This window comes from Kitasatospora sp. NPDC093558 (genome assembly GCF_040683475.1).
Taxonomy (GTDB): domain Bacteria; phylum Actinomycetota; class Actinomycetes; order Streptomycetales; family Streptomycetaceae; genus Kitasatospora.
Genome location: NZ_JBFBDY010000004.1, coordinates 1 through 14,052 on the forward strand (window position 1 = coordinate 1; position 14,052 = coordinate 14,052).

The following is a 14,052-nucleotide window of genomic DNA, read 5'->3' on the forward strand; positions in this document are numbered from 1 at the left end:
GGGCCCCCCCTCGGTTTGTCGTTTGTTTTTTTCTTGGCCCTCCCTTTTTTATGTGAGCCAGTGGGCGGGGGCTTTTTTTGGGGGTTTTGCCGGCGGGATTCCCCCCATCAACCACCCCCGCATTTCTCGATGTCCTACTGGGCCGGCAGCGGAAGAGCGTGCCGGAGGGCCTCGATGGCGTCGGATGGGCCGTCGACGTCGAGGGTGGTGCGGGCTCCGCGGCCGTAGGTGAAGAGGATCAGGTCGCCGGGTTCGCCGGTGAGGTGGACGGTGGGGGTGCCGGTGGGGCCGGTGGTGATGGTGCGGCCGTCGGGGTGGTGGAGTTCCAGGCGGACGGGGGAGCGGCGGCCGGCTTCGAAGCGGGCGAGGAGGGGGAGGCGGCGCCACAGGGCTTCGGCGCGGCCGGGCGGGACGGGGTGCGGGGTCCAGTCGTCCGCTGCCCGCAGGACGTCCTCGGCGTGGACGAAGTACTCGACGGTGTTGGCTGCTTCGTCCGCGCCGGGGAGGGCGAACAGGGAGAGCACCGGAGGCCCGGAGCGGAAGAGGCGGACCAGCTCGTCGTAGGGGCGCTCGGCGTAGGCCGACTGCACCCGGTGGGTCCAGCCCGCGAGGGCGCCGACGCGGATGCCGGGGGCCGCGTCCGCCCGGCGTTCGCGGATCACCAGGTGGGCGGCGAGGTCGCGGGTGGTCCACCCGGCGCACAGGGTGGGGGCGTCCGGACCGGCGGCGGCCAGGAGTTCGGCGAGGCGGTGACGCTCGGCGAGGGCGTGGTTCGACATGGCGTCACCTTAGAACGTGGCCGGGTCAGCGGAGGTGGCCGGTGAGCTTCGGGCCGCCCTGGCGGGTGCTGATCGTCAGCGCGCAGGTGTAATCCCGCCACCCCTGCTGGTAGTTGGCCATGGTCGGGCCGACCGGGCGCCCGTAGTAGGTGCGGTTGTCGCCCTGGCGGGCCTTGGCGGCGGTCTCGGCCTCCCGGCAGCCGTCGAGCATCGCGAGGTTGATCTTGAGGTCGCCGCTGAGGCCCTCGGGCAGCTTGAGATCGGCGATCACCTCGCCGTCGTGCTCGCCGGTGCAGGGCCGCTCCTCGGACCGGGCGATGGCCGGGGTCAGCTGCGGGTGGTCGAAGCAGGTGCCGACCGGGAAGAAGGCGTACGGCGGGGTCGGGGTCGGCGCGGGGGTGGGCGTCGGTGTGGGGGTCGGCGTCGGCGTCGGGGTGGCCGTGGGAGTGGGCGGTGGCGGCGCGGCGGCCGGCTTCCTGTCGTCGGGCCAGAGCATGACGGTGGCCACCACCGCGAGCAGTGCGACGAGGACGGCCCCGACGGTGAGGACCAGGCCGCGGGACGGGCGGGAGCCGGCGGCTGCGGGCGGCGGCTGCTCGGAGGTCATGGCCATGAGGATGGCCCAAAGCGCTGCCCCGCGGCAGGTGGTTGGCCGAACTCGTCCCCGCATTGGATAGGCTCCCGGCGGCACGACACGATCCCGGGAGTTGGGAATGCGCGTCGGAATCACCGGCCACCAGGGCCTGTCGGGCGGTATCACGGAGATGCTCGTCCGCGGCGACCTCTGGCAGCTGGTCACCACCTTCGGCTCGTACGAGCTGGTCGGTGTCACGTGTGCGGACGAGGGGCCGGACAGCTGGTTCGCCCGTTCCGTCCTCGAACACGGCGGCAAGCTGGAGATCATCGTCCCCGCGAGCGCCCCGATCGTCGGCCGCGCCGACGACCACCACCGGGCCACCCGGCTGCAGCTGATGAACGAGGCGAGTGCCGTCCACCGCCTCGCCTCGGCCGAGCGCGGGGGCCTCGGCGACGACACCGGGCGGGCGCTCGTCGGCATGATCGACGAGCTGATCGCCGTCTGGGACGGCCGGCCCTGGGACGGCGAGCCCGGCAACGGCCCGGCCAGGGTCGCCGGCCTGGCCCAGGCGGCCGGCCTGTTCGTCCACCGGATCTGGCCCGCCGGCTGCGAGCGCCCCAGCTAGCGCCCGCCGGCTACACGCGCCCGGCTGCGAGCGCCCCCGCTGACCTGCACCGGCCGCGATGCGGACGGCGCACCGGCGGCCCCGGCCGGGCTGACACAATGTCCCCATGTCCACCACACCCGCCGCCCCCGGCACCACCGCCCTGGACCCCGCGATCGCGGCCCGCCTCAAGCGCACCGAGGACGGCCTGCTGCCCGCCATCGCGCAGCAGTACGACACCGGCGAGGTGCTGATGCTCGGCTGGATGGACGACGAGGCGCTGCACCGCACGCTCACCACCGGCCGCTGCACCTACTGGAGCCGCAGCCGCCGCGAGTACTGGGTCAAGGGCGACACCTCCGGGCACGTCCAGGCGGTCAAGTCGGTGGCGCTCGACTGCGACGGCGACACCCTGCTGGTCAAGGTCGACCAGACCGGCGCGGCCTGCCACACCGGCGACCGCACCTGCTTCGACGCCGACGTGCTCCCGCTCGCCTGACCCCACCCCGACCAGCCGACCAGCCGACCAGACCAGAAGGTGCCGCCCGCCATGGACCTCGAAGCCTTCCGCAAGCTCGCCGTCGACACCCGGGTCATCCCGGTCACCCGCAGGCTCCTCGCGGACGGCCTCACCCCGATCGGCCTCTACCGCAGCCTGGCCGGCGAGCGGCCCGGCACCTTCCTGCTGGAGTCCGCCGAACAGGGCCGCAGCTGGTCGCGCTACTCCTTCGTCGGCGTCCGCAGCGCCGCCACCCTCACCGTCGGCCCGGACGGCGACGCCCGCTGGCTCGGCGCCCCGCCGGTCGGCATCCCCACCACCGGCGACCCGCTGGAGGTGCTGCGCGCCGCCCTGGCGGCCCTGCACACCCCCCGCTACGCCGACGACGGCCTGCCGCCGCTCACCGGCGGCCTGGTCGGCTACCTCGGCTACGACGTCGTCCGCCGCCTGGAGAAGCTGCCCGACCTCAACCCGGACGACCTCGGGCTCCCCGAGCTGACCATGCTGCTCGCCACCGACCTCGCCGTGCTGGACCACGTCGACGGCACGGTGCTGCTGATCGCCAACGCCGTCAACCACAACGACCTCGCCAGCGGCGTCGACGAGGCCCACGCGGACGCGGTCGCCCGGCTCGACGCGATGGAGGCCGACCTTCGGGGGCCCGTCGACCCCGGGCTCGCCACCTTCACCCCGGCCGGCCCCGGCGACGTCCGCTCCCCGTTCGGCGGCGCGCCCTACCGGGCCGCGGTGGACGTGATCAAGGAGCGGATCCGGGCCGGCGAGGCCTTCCAGGTCGTGCCCTCGCAGCGCTTCGAGGCGCCCTGCCCGGCCTCCGCGCTGGACGTCTACCGCGTGCTGCGCACCACCAACCCGAGCCCGTACATGTACCTGTTCCGCTTCCCGGGCCCGGACGGCGGCGCGGAGGGCGGCTTCGACGTGGTCGGCTCCAGCCCGGAGGCGCTCGTCAAGGTCACCGACGGCGAGGCGATGCTGCACCCGATCGCCGGCACCCGCCACCGCGGCGCGAGCCCGCACGAGGACGCGGCGCTGGCCGCCGAACTGCTCGCCGACCCCAAGGAGCGGGCCGAGCACCTGATGCTGGTCGACCTCGGGCGCAACGACCTCGGGCGGGTCTGCGAGCCGGGCAGCGTCGAGGTGGTCGACTTCATGCACATCGAGCGCTACAGCCACGTCATGCACATCGTCTCGACCGTCACCGGCAAGGTGGCGCCCGGACGGACCGCCTTCGACGTGCTGACCGCGTGCTTCCCGGCGGGCACCCTCTCGGGCGCGCCCAAGCCCCGGGCGATGCGGATCATCGAGGAACTGGAGCCCACCCGCCGCGGCCTGTACGGCGGCTGCGTCGGCTACCTGGACTTCGCCGGCGACTCCGACACCGCGATCGCGATCCGGACCGCGGTGCTGAGGGACGGCACGGCGTACGTGCAGGCCGGCGCCGGTGTCGTGGCCGACTCCGACCCGCACGGCGAGGACACCGAGTGCCGCAACAAGGCGGCCGCCGTGCTGCGGGCGATCGCCACCGCCAATACGCTGCGGACGCCGGAGCTTTCGTAGGCCCACCGGGCCCCACACGTACGCAAGGGAGGCGGCCGGGATGTCCGAGGTGCCGCACGACGAGCTGCGGTGGCTGACCGTGCTCGCCGCCGCCGTCCAGATCGGGTCCCAACTGGCGGGCCACGGACGGGTGTTGTCGCAGGTCCCGATCGACTTCCCGGCCGCGCCCGACGGCCTCACCCCCGATCTGGCGGTGATCGCCGCGGGCGCCGGGCACAACGGACGGGGGCGCTACGACGGGGCGTCCGTCGAGGCCGTGCTGGAGGTGGCGGCCCCGGGCGGCGGCCACGGCCCGGCGGCGCGCGCATACGCGGAGTCCGGGGTGCCGCTGTACGTGCTGGTCGACCCGGCCGCCGCCGTCTGCACCGTGCACACCGCGCCCTCGCCCAGCGGCGTGTACCGGGAGGCCGAGCGGGTGCCGTTCGGCAACGACCTCTTCCTGCCGCTCGGGGACCGGACGCTCGTGCTCCAGACCGACGAGTTCCCCGCGGAGCGCCCCACCCCGGGTACGGCCTGAGAACGCGGCCGGGGGATAGTGGACGGGTGAGCGCTGACCAGAACCCCGCACCCGACGCCGCCCCGGCCGCGCGGCCGAGCCGGCGCACGCTCGGCATGATGCTGCTGCTGACCGTGCTGAGCGCCGTCCTGGTGCTGACCTCGGTCGGCCGGGACTGGGCGCAGGGCCGGGCCGGCACCCTGGAGGTGTCCGTCACCGGCGGCAAGATCTCCGAACTGCCCGGCGGGCTGGCCCTGGTGGGGCTGGCCGCCGCCATCGCGGTGTTCGCCGTGCGCGGCGCCGGACGGCTCGCGGTCGGCGCGCTGACCCTGCTGGCCGGGCTCGGCGTGGCCGCCACGGCGGTGGCCGGCTCCGGCGACACCGCCGCGCTGGACGCCGAGGCCGCCCGCAAGCTCGCCCTGGCCGGCTCGACGGCCACCGAGGTCGGCCACAGCGGCTGGCCGTGGGTCGCGGTGGCCGGCGGGGTGCTGCTCGCCGTCGCCGGGCTGCTCACGCTGCGGTTCGGCCGCGGCTGGCCGGCCATGGGCAGCCGCTACGAGGCGCCCACCGGCAAGACCCCCGCGAAGGGCCCGGGGAAGGCCCCGGCGAAGGGCGCGGACACCCCGGCGGACCTGTGGAAGGCGCTGGACCGCGGCGAGGACCCGACGACGGTCTAGCCGGGTCTGGCCGGGTCCAGCCGTTCCGCGGGCCGGTGATGGTCGAGGGGTCGGTCTCAGGCGACGGGCCGGTGACCGCCGGGGCTCGCCCCCGGCCGTCGTGTGTGACGCGATAGACCCGCCACCCGCTTTGGGTCGCCGACGTGTGGCCCGGCACAATGGATTCCGTCAAACCCGCCGGCGGCCCCGCAGGCCCGGCCGGGCCCCGAGAGCCAAGGAGCACCATCGATGGCAGCAGCAGCACACGGCCACACTCCCGCCGCCTGGACCGGCGTCGTCATCTCCTTCGTCGGCTTCGCCATCGCGGGCGTGGCGATGATCCTCCCGTCGCCGCTGCTGGTCGTGGCCGGTCTCGCGGTCGTCGTCGTCGCGGGCATCGTCGGCAAGGCCATGTCGATGGCCGGCATGGGCAAGCAGCCGAGCACCAACGTCTACACGTCCGTCCAGGAGCAGACCGAGGCCCGCGCCGCGCGCGCTGCCGTCGCCGCCTGACGACGACACCCTTCGCATGGCAGAACGGCGGGCGCCACGCCCGCCGTTTTCGCATCCCCGCCACCCACACCGGGCACAATCGGGGGCGTGAACGCCGCCCCCACCGCCTCCGCCCCGCCGCCCGTGCTGCGCCGGCTGGGCCCGCCCCTGGCCGCGCTGGCCGCGGCGGCCGTGCCCGCCGTGTACGTCTCCGTGGTGGACCCGAACGCACCCGGGCACTACCCGAGCTGCCCCTTCCTGGCCGCGACCGGCTGGTGGTGCCCCGGCTGCGGGGGCCTGCGCTGCGTCCACGCGCTGGCCCACGGGGACCTCACCGCCGCGCTGCACGACAACGCCGTCGCGGTGCTCCTGTTCGCCGTCCTCGGGGTCATGTGGCTGCGCTGGGCCTGGGCCGCGCTGACGGTCGGGCCGGTGCCGGGGATCTCGCTCGGGGCGCGCCGCTGGGCGTTGATCGGATTGCTGGTGCTGGTGTTCACGGTGGTGCGCAACCTGCCGGTCGGGGCGGGGCTGGCGCCGCCGCTGGTCTGAGCGGGGGAGCCGCGCGACTGCGGGTGGAGAAGCGGTGAAGTCGCAGTTGGGGGCCGCGCCAGGGGGCGTCCGGTCCGCGAGACGCGCGCCGGGCTGATGAGGTTCGCGCCCCCGGGTGCCGATACCATCGAAGTGCCGCCGGGCCTCTGCCCGGACGGCTCCTCGCTAGCGAACTAGCGGAAATGATGGGGGCACTGCGCGTGAGCGAGCGGAGCATGGGGGTCCCCCCGGCCGCAGGCTGGGGGAGGACAATTGACAGGTGCGCGTTGCGCGAAGCGCCTGGCGAGCGAAGCGAGGTAGGCGCATGAGTGTGCTCGACACGATCATCGAAGGGGTCCGTGAGGACCTCGCCGAGCGGCAGGCCCGGGTCTCCCTGGACGAGCTCAAGGAGCTCGCCGCCAAGGCCCCGGTGGCCAAGGACGGCGTCGCCGCCCTCAGGGGCGACGGGGTCCGGGTGATCTGCGAGGTGAAGCGCTCCAGCCCGTCCAAGGGCGCACTGGCCGCGATCGCCGACCCGGCCGCCCTGGCGGCCGACTACGCGGCCGGCGGTGCCGCCGCGATCAGCGTGCTGACCGAGCAGCGCCGCTTCGGCGGGTCGCTGGCGGACCTCGACGCCGTCCGCGCCGCGGTGGACACCCCGCTGCTGCGCAAGGACTTCATCGTCACCGCCTACCAGCTGTGGGAGGCCCGCGCGCACGGCGCCGACCTCGCGCTGCTGATCGTCGCCGCCCTCGACCAGCCGGCCCTGGTGTCGCTGATCGAGCGCGCCGAGTCGATCGGCCTCACGCCGCTGGTGGAGGTGCACGACGAGGAGGAGATCAAGCGCGCGGTGGACGCCGGGGCGCGGATCATCGGCGTCAACGCCCGCAACCTGAAGACGCTGGAGGTCGACCGCGACACCTTCGGCAACGTCGTCCACGCGATCCCGGACGGCATCGTCAAGGTCGCCGAGTCCGGCGTGCGCGGCCCGCTGGACGTCATCTCCTACGCCAACCTCGGCGCGGACGCGGTGCTGGTGGGCGAGTCCCTGGTGACCGGCAAGGACCCGCGCGCCGCGGTCGCCGACCTGGTCGCCGCCGGGGCCCACCCGGCCGTGCGGCACAAGGACTGAGCGGCCGCAGATGAAGATCGCCACCCGCCTCGCCCCCGGCTGCCGCCCGCGCGGCTGCCGCGCGCCCGCACGCCGGGTGCTGGGGCGGCGGGTGCGGTACGTCATCGGCTGCGAGCCCGGGCAGGTGCCCGGCCGGCGATGGCGCGGGACGTTCGGCTGATCACCGGCCACGAGACGTCACTGTCGTCATCTCCCCAAGGGAACCCACCATGTCCGACAAGGACCACCAGTCCGGCGCCCACGTGCCGGACGCCCGCGGCTACTTCGGCGCGTACGGGGGCCGCTTCATCCCGGAGGCGCTGGTCGCCGCCGTCGAGCAGGTCGCCGAGGAGTACGAGAAGGCCAAGACCGACCCGGCCTTCACCGCCGAGCTCGACGCCCTGCTCAAGGACTACACGGGCCGTCCGAGCCCGCTGACCGACGTGCACCGCTTCTCCGCCGAGGCGGGCGGCGCGCGCATCCTGCTCAAGCGCGAGGACCTGAACCACACCGGCTCGCACAAGATCAACAACGTGCTGGGCCAGGCGCTGCTCACCCGGCGGATGGGCAAGACCCGGATCATCGCCGAGACCGGCGCCGGCCAGCACGGCGTGGCCACCGCGACCGCCTGCGCGCTGTTCGGCTTCGACTGCACGATCTACATGGGTGAGGTCGACACCCAGCGCCAGGCGCTGAACGTCGCCCGGATGCGGATGCTCGGCGCCGAGGTGGTGGCCGTCAAGTCCGGTTCGCGGACGCTCAAGGACGCCATCAACGAGGCGTTCCGCGACTGGGTCGCCAACGTCGACTCCACGCACTACCTGTTCGGCACCGTCGCCGGGCCGCACCCGTTCCCGATGATGGTCCGCGACTTCCACCGCGTCATCGGCGTCGAGGCGCGCGAGCAGGTGCTCGAACGGACCGGGAAACTGCCCGACGCCGTCGTCGCGTGCGTCGGCGGCGGTTCCAACGCGATGGGCATCTTCCACGAGTTCATCCCGGACGCCGGCGTCCGCCTGATCGGCTGCGAGGCGGCCGGCGAGGGCGCCGAGACCCCCCGGCACGCCGCGACCCTCACCAAGGGCGACCCCGGCGTGCTGCACGGCTCGCGCACCTACGTCCTGCAGGACGAGGACGGCCAGACCATCGAGTCGCACTCGATCTCGGCCGGCCTCGACTACCCGGGCGTCGGCCCGGAGCACGCGTGGCTCAAGGACACCGGACGGGCCGAGTACCGCCCGGTCACCGACGACGCCGCGATGCAGGCACTGCGTCTGCTCTCCCGCACCGAGGGCATCATCCCGGCCATCGAGAGCGCCCACGCGCTGGCCGGCGCCCTGGAGCTCGGCCGCGAACTCGGGCCGGAGGCCACCATCCTGGTCTCGCTCTCCGGGCGCGGCGACAAGGACATGCACACCGCGGCCCAGTACTTCGGCCTGTACGACGAGCCGGCCGGCGACGCGGCCGACGGGGGTAAGTGACATGGCGAGCAAGCTCAGTGCCAGCAAGCTCAGTGGCCGTCTCGCGGCGGCCAAGGCCGAGGACCGCGCCGCGCTGATCGGCTACCTGCCGGCCGGCTTCCCGACCGTCGAGGGCGGCATCCGGGCGATCAACGCGCTGGTCGAGGGCGGCTGCGACGTCGTCGAGGTCGGCCTGCCGCACTCCGACCCGGTGCTGGACGGCGCCGTCATCCAGACCGCCGACGACATCGCGCTGCGCGGCGGCGTGCGGATCAAGGACGTGCTGCGGACCGTCCAGGAGGTCGCCACCGCGCACCCCGAAGCGGCGGTGCTGGTGATGACGTACTGGAACCCGGTCGACCGCTACGGCGTGGCGCGCTTCGCCGCGGACCTGGCGGCCGCCGGCGGGGCCGGCTGCATCCTGCCGGACCTGCCGGTCGAGGAGTCGCAGGAGTGGCGCAAGGCGGCGGACGAGCACGGTCTGGACACCGTGTTCGTGGTCGCCCCCAGCAGCAAGGACCAGCGGCTGGCCGAGGTCACCGCGGCCGGCAGCGGGTTCGTGTACGCCGCCGCGGTGATGGGCGTGACGGGCACCCGCAGCGCGGTCGGCTCGCTCGCCGAGGACCTCGTCGCCCGCACCCGGGCCACCACCGACCTGCCGGTCTGCGTCGGGCTCGGCGTCTCCACGCCGGACCAGGCGGCTGAGGTGGCGGCCTTCGCGGACGGCGTGATCGTCGGCTCGGCGTTCGTGAAGCGGATCCTGGCGGCCGACGGGGACGAACCGGCGGCGCTCGACGCCGTCCGCGCCCTGGCCGGCGAGCTGGCGCAGGGCGTGCGGCGACGCTGACGCGCACCGGTCGAGACGGCTGACGGCCCGTCGCTCCTGGGGGAGCGACGGGCCGTCGGCTTTTTTTTGGGGGAGCTGCCGACCGTCGGCTGTTCGGGGGAGGGTGAAGCGTCATCAGGTCTTCGCAGAGAACCCGAACGGGTGAACACTGGCGGGCACACGCATCAGCCGCGGTTGACCGGCGTTGAGTGGAGGGACGAGTGCACGAACGACGTGCACGGGGGCGAGCGAAGGGGTGAGCCGGTGAGGTGTTTCCACCGAGCCGTCCTGCTGCGGGCGGCGGCGGCCGCCCTGGCCCTCGGCGCCGCCGTCGGGGCGCACTCCGAGGTCGGGCACGCGCTGGCCAGGGCGGCTGCCGAGCGGGCCGAGCGGGACGCGTCCGTGTGCGCCGAGGCGGCCCGCTGGGGGGCCGCCACGCGGGACTCCCACCGGCACCACGAGGGCCGGGTGGACCTCGTCGACCCGGGGCGCCCGCTGATCTGCCGGTAGCGCGCGGGGGTGCGCGCCGAGTTGCCCTGGTCGTACAGACGTTTGATCGGAATCGGACAGAACGTCATCAGGTGTCACCCATACGGCTTAATTCCTGAATACGGAGGAACCGGGCTTCATCCCTTACGGTTCATCAGGAAGTGAACGAGTTTCCCGATGGGGGTTCCCTGATGGCCGGCCCGGCAGCGCAGCCCGGCGGATCCGTGTCCGCGGACTCCGCGCCGCCCGCGCGCCGACCCGTGCCGGTGTGGACGCAGTGGGCCGGCACCGCCGTCCGGCTCGGGCTCGCGGTGGTGTGGGGCTGGGCCGGAATGGCCAAGATCGCCGACCCGGCGGAGGCCGCCCAGGCCGTCCGCGCCTACGAGATCCTGCCGGAGGGGCTGGTCAAGCCGATCGGCTACGGGCTGCCCTTCCTGGAGCTGGCGCTCGCCCTGCTGCTGGTGATCGGCCTCGGCGTCCGGCTGGTCGCCGGGGTCTCCGCGCTGCTGCTGCTCGCCTTCATCGCCGGGATCGGCTCGGCCTGGGCCCGCGGTATCTCCATCGACTGCGGCTGCTTCGGAGGCGGCGGGCACGTGGACGCCTCGCAGACCGAGTACCTCCAGGAGATCCTGCGCGACACCGGGTTCCTGCTGCTGGCCGGGTGGCTGCTGTGGCGGCCCCGCACCAAGTTCTCGGTGGACGGCTGGCTGGCCGGCTGACCACCGTGCGCCCACCCCACCCCAACCCCCGACCGAGGTCCTCCCCGATGGATGTCAAGGCAATGAGCGAGAAGAACCGAGAAGGCAAGCGCACCGCCCGCGAGCGGATGCGGGAGCAGCGGGCGGCCGACGAGGCCGCCGGGCGGCGCAGGAAGAAGCTCATCGTCGGCGGCTCGGTGCTCGCGGTGATCGCCGCCGCGGTCGTCGTAGGCGTCGTCGTGCAGAACCAGCGCTCCAAGCCGGAGACCCCGGCCGCCGCCCCGGCCGGCACGGTCGGCGACAAGAACCTCGTCATCCCGGTCGGCTCCGCGAACGCCCCGTCCGTCCTCACGGTCTACGAGGACCCGCGCTGCCCCGCCTGCGGCATCTTCGAGCGCGAGTTCTCCTCGACGATCGACCAGCTGGAGGACCAGGGCAAGATCTACACCAACGCCCACATCGTCTCGTTCATCGACCGAGCGGTGCCCGGCAAGGGCTCCAAGAACGGCGCCAACGCCCTGGCCTGCGCCCAGGACGCCGGGCACTTCCGGGACTTCCACGACGTCCTCTACCGCAACCAGCCGGACGAGACCAACGACGCCTTCGGCAACAAGGCCGTCCTGATCAACCTCGCCAAGCAGGTCGACGGGCTGGACACGCCCGCCTTCGAGTCCTGCGTCAACGACAACAAGTTCGGCGGCTGGGTCTCCTCGGTGCAGCAGGACTTCGACAAGTCCAGCTTCAAGTCGACCCCGACCGTGCTGCTCAACGGCCAGCCGATCTACCCGAAGAACGGTACCGAGGAGATCACCCCGGCGAACCTGGCGAAGTGGGTGGACGCCGCCAACCAGGGCAAGCAGCTGGGCACCCCGGGCTCCAACGGGCAGACGCCGGCCCCCACCGGCGCCGCCTCGGAGGCCAACAACCCCTCGCCGAACGCCGGCTGAGCCTCCCGCGCCACCCGCTGCCGCCGCCCCTTCCCCGTCCGGAGGGGGCGGCGGCCCGCCGTCCCGGGCGGACCCGCCACCTGTTGTTCGGTTTCTGTGACCCCGGGGGTGTCCGGCGGGAGCCGCCGACCCTGTAGCGTCGGAGCTGTCATGGATATCGCCTACATTCCCAGCCCGTCGCGGGGCGTCCTGTACCTCGGACCCATCCCGCTGCGCGCCTACGCCTTCTGCATCATCCTCGGTGTCGTCGCCGCCGTCTGGCTCGGCAGCAAGCGCTGGGTCGCCCGGGGCGGTGCCAAGCACACGGTCGGTGACATCGCCGTCTGGGCCGTGCCGTTCGGCCTCGTCGGCGGCCGGCTGTACCACGTGATCACCGATCACCAGCTGTACTTCGGCGAGGGCAAGAACCCCTGGAACGCCTTCAAGATCTGGGAGGGCGGCCTCGGCATCTGGGGCGCGGTCGCCCTGGGCGCGGTCGGCGCCTGGATTGGCTGCCGCCGCCGGGGCGTGCCGCTGCCCGCGTACGCCGACGCCATCGCGCCGGGCATCGCGCTCGCGCAGGCGCTGGGCCGCTGGGGCAACTACTTCAACCAGGAGCTGTACGGCCGGGCGACGACGCTGCCGTGGGGCCTGGAGATCCACAAGACGCTGCCGGGCGGCGAGGTCGTGACGGGCGTCTACCACCCGACCTTCCTCTACGAGTCCATCTGGGACGTCGCGGTCGCGCTGCTGGTGATCTGGGCGGACCGGCGCTGGAAGCTCGGCCACGGCCGGGCGTTCGCGCTGTACGTGGCCGCGTACACGGTGGGCCGGTTCTGGACCGAGTGGCTGCGGATCGACGAGGCGCACGTCTACTTCGGCCTGCGGCTGAACGACTGGACGTCGATCGTGGTGTTCATCGGCGCCGTGGCGTACTTCGTGATCGTCGGCAGGAAGCGGCCCGGCCGCGAGGACCCGGCGAGCGTCGACCCGGCCGCGCACGAGGCGGCGGAACCGGTGGCGGCGAAGCCGGCGGGTGAGAAGCCGAGCGAGACGGTGGACGGGGAGAAGCCGTCTCGGATCCTGGACGGGGATGCGCCCGAGGAGCCGGCCGAGGAGCCGGCCGCCGCGGAGACCGAGAAGGCCAAGAAGGCCGAGAAGGACGCCAAGAACCCGATCTGACCAGGCTCTTCTTCCGACTGAGGCTGCCCTTCGCGAGCACTGCGAAGGGCAGCCTCAGCATCGTTCGGGAAGCCTTACTTTGCTGGAAATGCCCAGGTCAACCGGGCTACGTTCGAGGCAGGCGAACGTAGACGGAGGGGCAGAACCGTGAGCGCGATCATCCTTGAGCCCGAGGCCGGGCACCACCCCCGCATACCCGCGGCGGACCACCACCGGGACGTCAACGGCGGCTGGCTGCGGCCCGCGGTGTTCGGCGCGGTCGACGGCCTCGTCTCCAACTTCGCGCTGATGACCGGCGTGGTCGGCGGTGCGGCGTCCAACGGCACGGTGATCCTGACCGGCCTCGCCGGGCTCGCGGCCGGCGCCTGCTCGATGGCGGCGGGGGAGTACACCTCGGTGGCCTCGCAGCGCGAGCTCGTCCAGGCCGAGATCGAGGCCGAGCGGCTGGAGCTGAGCCGCAACCCGCACGGCGAGCTGGCCGAGCTGGCGCAACTGTACGTGTCGCGCGGGGTGGACCCGGACCTCGCCCACGAGGTGGCCCGGCAGCTGTCCGCCGACCCGGGCCAGGCGCTGGAGATCCACGCCCGCGAGGAGCTGGGCATCGACCCCAACGACCTGCCCTCGCCGCTGGTCGCCGCCGCGTCCTCGTTCGTCTGCTTCGCGCTCGGCGCGCTGCTGCCGTTGCTGCCGTACCTGCTGGGTGCGACGTCGCTGCTGCCCGCCATGCTGCTCGCGGCGGCCGGGCTCTTCGGCTGCGGTGCCATGGTGGCCCGCGTGACGGCGCGCAGCTGGTGGTTCAGCGGGGTGCGGCAGCTGGTGCTGGGCGGCGCGGCCGCGGGTGTGACGTACCTGCTGGGCTGGCTCATCGGCGGGCACGTGGGGTGACCGGGCGTAGCGACCGGCGGGGCTGTGGAATGACACAGAGCTCTGCATGACTATGCCGGTGAATGCGTGACGTTCCGCACATGGCCGCCGCGCGTGGCCTGGCCTAGTCTCACCATCCGAGCCCTGGAGCCGCAGATTCGCATCCGCGGTGCGGCCCCGGGAATGGATTCGCAGGCGACCTTGATCGCCTCGTGTGGCGGTCCGGTTTCGCCCCTGTTTCGGGTGGTCGACCGCCGGGCACAATCGTCGGGACGTGCACTGTGGCGCGT

Annotated in this window: 18 protein-coding genes; 16 read left to right on the forward strand and 2 right to left on the reverse strand. The window is 73.5% G+C overall.

Annotated elements, in window-relative coordinates; all coding sequences use genetic code 11:
• Window positions 1–134: 134 nt before the first annotated feature.
• Both AB0O00_RS00900 and AB0O00_RS00905 read right to left on the reverse strand, forming a co-directional pair.
• Window positions 135–779 carry a TIGR03085 family metal-binding protein gene (locus AB0O00_RS00900; RefSeq protein ID WP_363647677.1) on the reverse strand — a complete coding sequence of 215 codons (645 nt, stop codon included), beginning with the start codon at window positions 777–779 and terminating at the stop codon, window positions 135–137.
• Window positions 780–804: 25 nt separating this feature from the next.
• On the reverse strand, window positions 805–1,386 hold the full coding sequence (locus tag AB0O00_RS00905; RefSeq protein ID WP_363647679.1) for a hypothetical protein: 582 nt from the start codon (window positions 1,384–1,386) through the stop codon (window positions 805–807).
• Between the two features lie 106 nt (window positions 1,387–1,492).
• Here AB0O00_RS00905 and AB0O00_RS00910 point away from each other — a divergent pair, with 106 nt between their 5' ends.
• The 16 genes from AB0O00_RS00910 to AB0O00_RS00985 all read left to right on the forward strand — a co-directional run bounded on the left by AB0O00_RS00910 (window position 1,493) and on the right by AB0O00_RS00985 (window position 13,783).
• Window positions 1,493–1,981 (forward strand): hypothetical protein, encoded by a 489-nt coding sequence (locus AB0O00_RS00910; RefSeq protein ID WP_363647681.1) that lies wholly within the window; start codon window positions 1,493–1,495, stop codon window positions 1,979–1,981.
• 106 nt (window positions 1,982–2,087) lie between these two features.
• Window positions 2,088–2,459, forward strand: a complete 372-nt coding sequence (gene hisI / locus AB0O00_RS00915; RefSeq protein ID WP_350741272.1) for a phosphoribosyl-AMP cyclohydrolase — start codon at window positions 2,088–2,090, stop codon at window positions 2,457–2,459.
• Between the two features lie 51 nt (window positions 2,460–2,510).
• On the forward strand, window positions 2,511–4,034 hold the full coding sequence (locus AB0O00_RS00920; RefSeq protein ID WP_363647683.1) for an anthranilate synthase component I: 1,524 nt from the start codon (window positions 2,511–2,513) through the stop codon (window positions 4,032–4,034).
• Window positions 4,035–4,074: 40 nt separating this feature from the next.
• On the forward strand, window positions 4,075–4,551 hold the full coding sequence (locus AB0O00_RS00925; RefSeq protein WP_363647685.1) for a Uma2 family endonuclease: 477 nt from the start codon (window positions 4,075–4,077) through the stop codon (window positions 4,549–4,551).
• Window positions 4,552–4,577: 26 nt separating this feature from the next.
• Window positions 4,578–5,207, forward strand: a complete 630-nt coding sequence (locus tag AB0O00_RS00930; RefSeq protein ID WP_363647687.1) for a TIGR02234 family membrane protein — start codon at window positions 4,578–4,580, stop codon at window positions 5,205–5,207.
• A gap of 228 nt (window positions 5,208–5,435) precedes the next feature.
• A complete protein-coding gene (locus AB0O00_RS00935) occupies window positions 5,436–5,699 on the forward strand; it encodes an HGxxPAAW family protein (protein ID WP_363647689.1) in 264 nt (87 codons plus the stop codon).
• Window positions 5,700–5,786: 87 nt separating this feature from the next.
• Entirely contained in the window at window positions 5,787–6,227 is a 441-nt protein-coding gene (locus AB0O00_RS00940; protein ID WP_363647691.1) for a DUF2752 domain-containing protein, read from the forward strand.
• 304 nt (window positions 6,228–6,531) lie between these two features.
• The gene (gene trpC, locus AB0O00_RS00945) at window positions 6,532–7,338 is read left to right on the forward strand and encodes an indole-3-glycerol phosphate synthase TrpC (protein WP_363647693.1); all 807 of its coding nucleotides are present in this window, start codon (window positions 6,532–6,534) and stop codon (window positions 7,336–7,338) included.
• A 10-nt stretch (window positions 7,339–7,348) separates the two neighbouring features.
• A complete protein-coding gene (locus AB0O00_RS00950) occupies window positions 7,349–7,498 on the forward strand; it encodes a hypothetical protein (RefSeq protein WP_363647695.1) in 150 nt (49 codons plus the stop codon).
• A 49-nt stretch (window positions 7,499–7,547) separates the two neighbouring features.
• The gene (gene trpB / locus AB0O00_RS00955) at window positions 7,548–8,798 is read left to right on the forward strand and encodes a tryptophan synthase subunit beta (RefSeq protein WP_363647697.1); all 1,251 of its coding nucleotides are present in this window, start codon (window positions 7,548–7,550) and stop codon (window positions 8,796–8,798) included.
• Window position 8,799: 1 nt separating this feature from the next.
• Window positions 8,800–9,624, forward strand: coding sequence for a tryptophan synthase subunit alpha (gene trpA, locus AB0O00_RS00960; RefSeq protein WP_363647699.1), 825 nt, complete (start codon window positions 8,800–8,802; stop codon window positions 9,622–9,624).
• A 243-nt stretch (window positions 9,625–9,867) separates the two neighbouring features.
• A complete protein-coding gene (locus AB0O00_RS00965; RefSeq protein ID WP_363647701.1) occupies window positions 9,868–10,113 on the forward strand; it encodes a hypothetical protein in 246 nt (81 codons plus the stop codon).
• A gap of 203 nt (window positions 10,114–10,316) precedes the next feature.
• The gene (locus tag AB0O00_RS00970) at window positions 10,317–10,811 is read left to right on the forward strand and encodes a MauE/DoxX family redox-associated membrane protein (protein ID WP_363647703.1); all 495 of its coding nucleotides are present in this window, start codon (window positions 10,317–10,319) and stop codon (window positions 10,809–10,811) included.
• A 62-nt stretch (window positions 10,812–10,873) separates the two neighbouring features.
• Window positions 10,874–11,737, forward strand: a complete 864-nt coding sequence (locus AB0O00_RS00975; RefSeq protein ID WP_363647705.1) for a thioredoxin domain-containing protein — start codon at window positions 10,874–10,876, stop codon at window positions 11,735–11,737.
• 150 nt (window positions 11,738–11,887) lie between these two features.
• Window positions 11,888–12,898, forward strand: a complete 1,011-nt coding sequence (gene lgt, locus AB0O00_RS00980) for a prolipoprotein diacylglyceryl transferase (RefSeq protein WP_363647707.1) — start codon at window positions 11,888–11,890, stop codon at window positions 12,896–12,898.
• A gap of 156 nt (window positions 12,899–13,054) precedes the next feature.
• A complete protein-coding gene (locus tag AB0O00_RS00985) occupies window positions 13,055–13,783 on the forward strand; it encodes a VIT1/CCC1 transporter family protein (protein ID WP_363647763.1) in 729 nt (242 codons plus the stop codon).
• The last annotated feature ends 269 nt before the right edge of the window (window positions 13,784–14,052 follow it).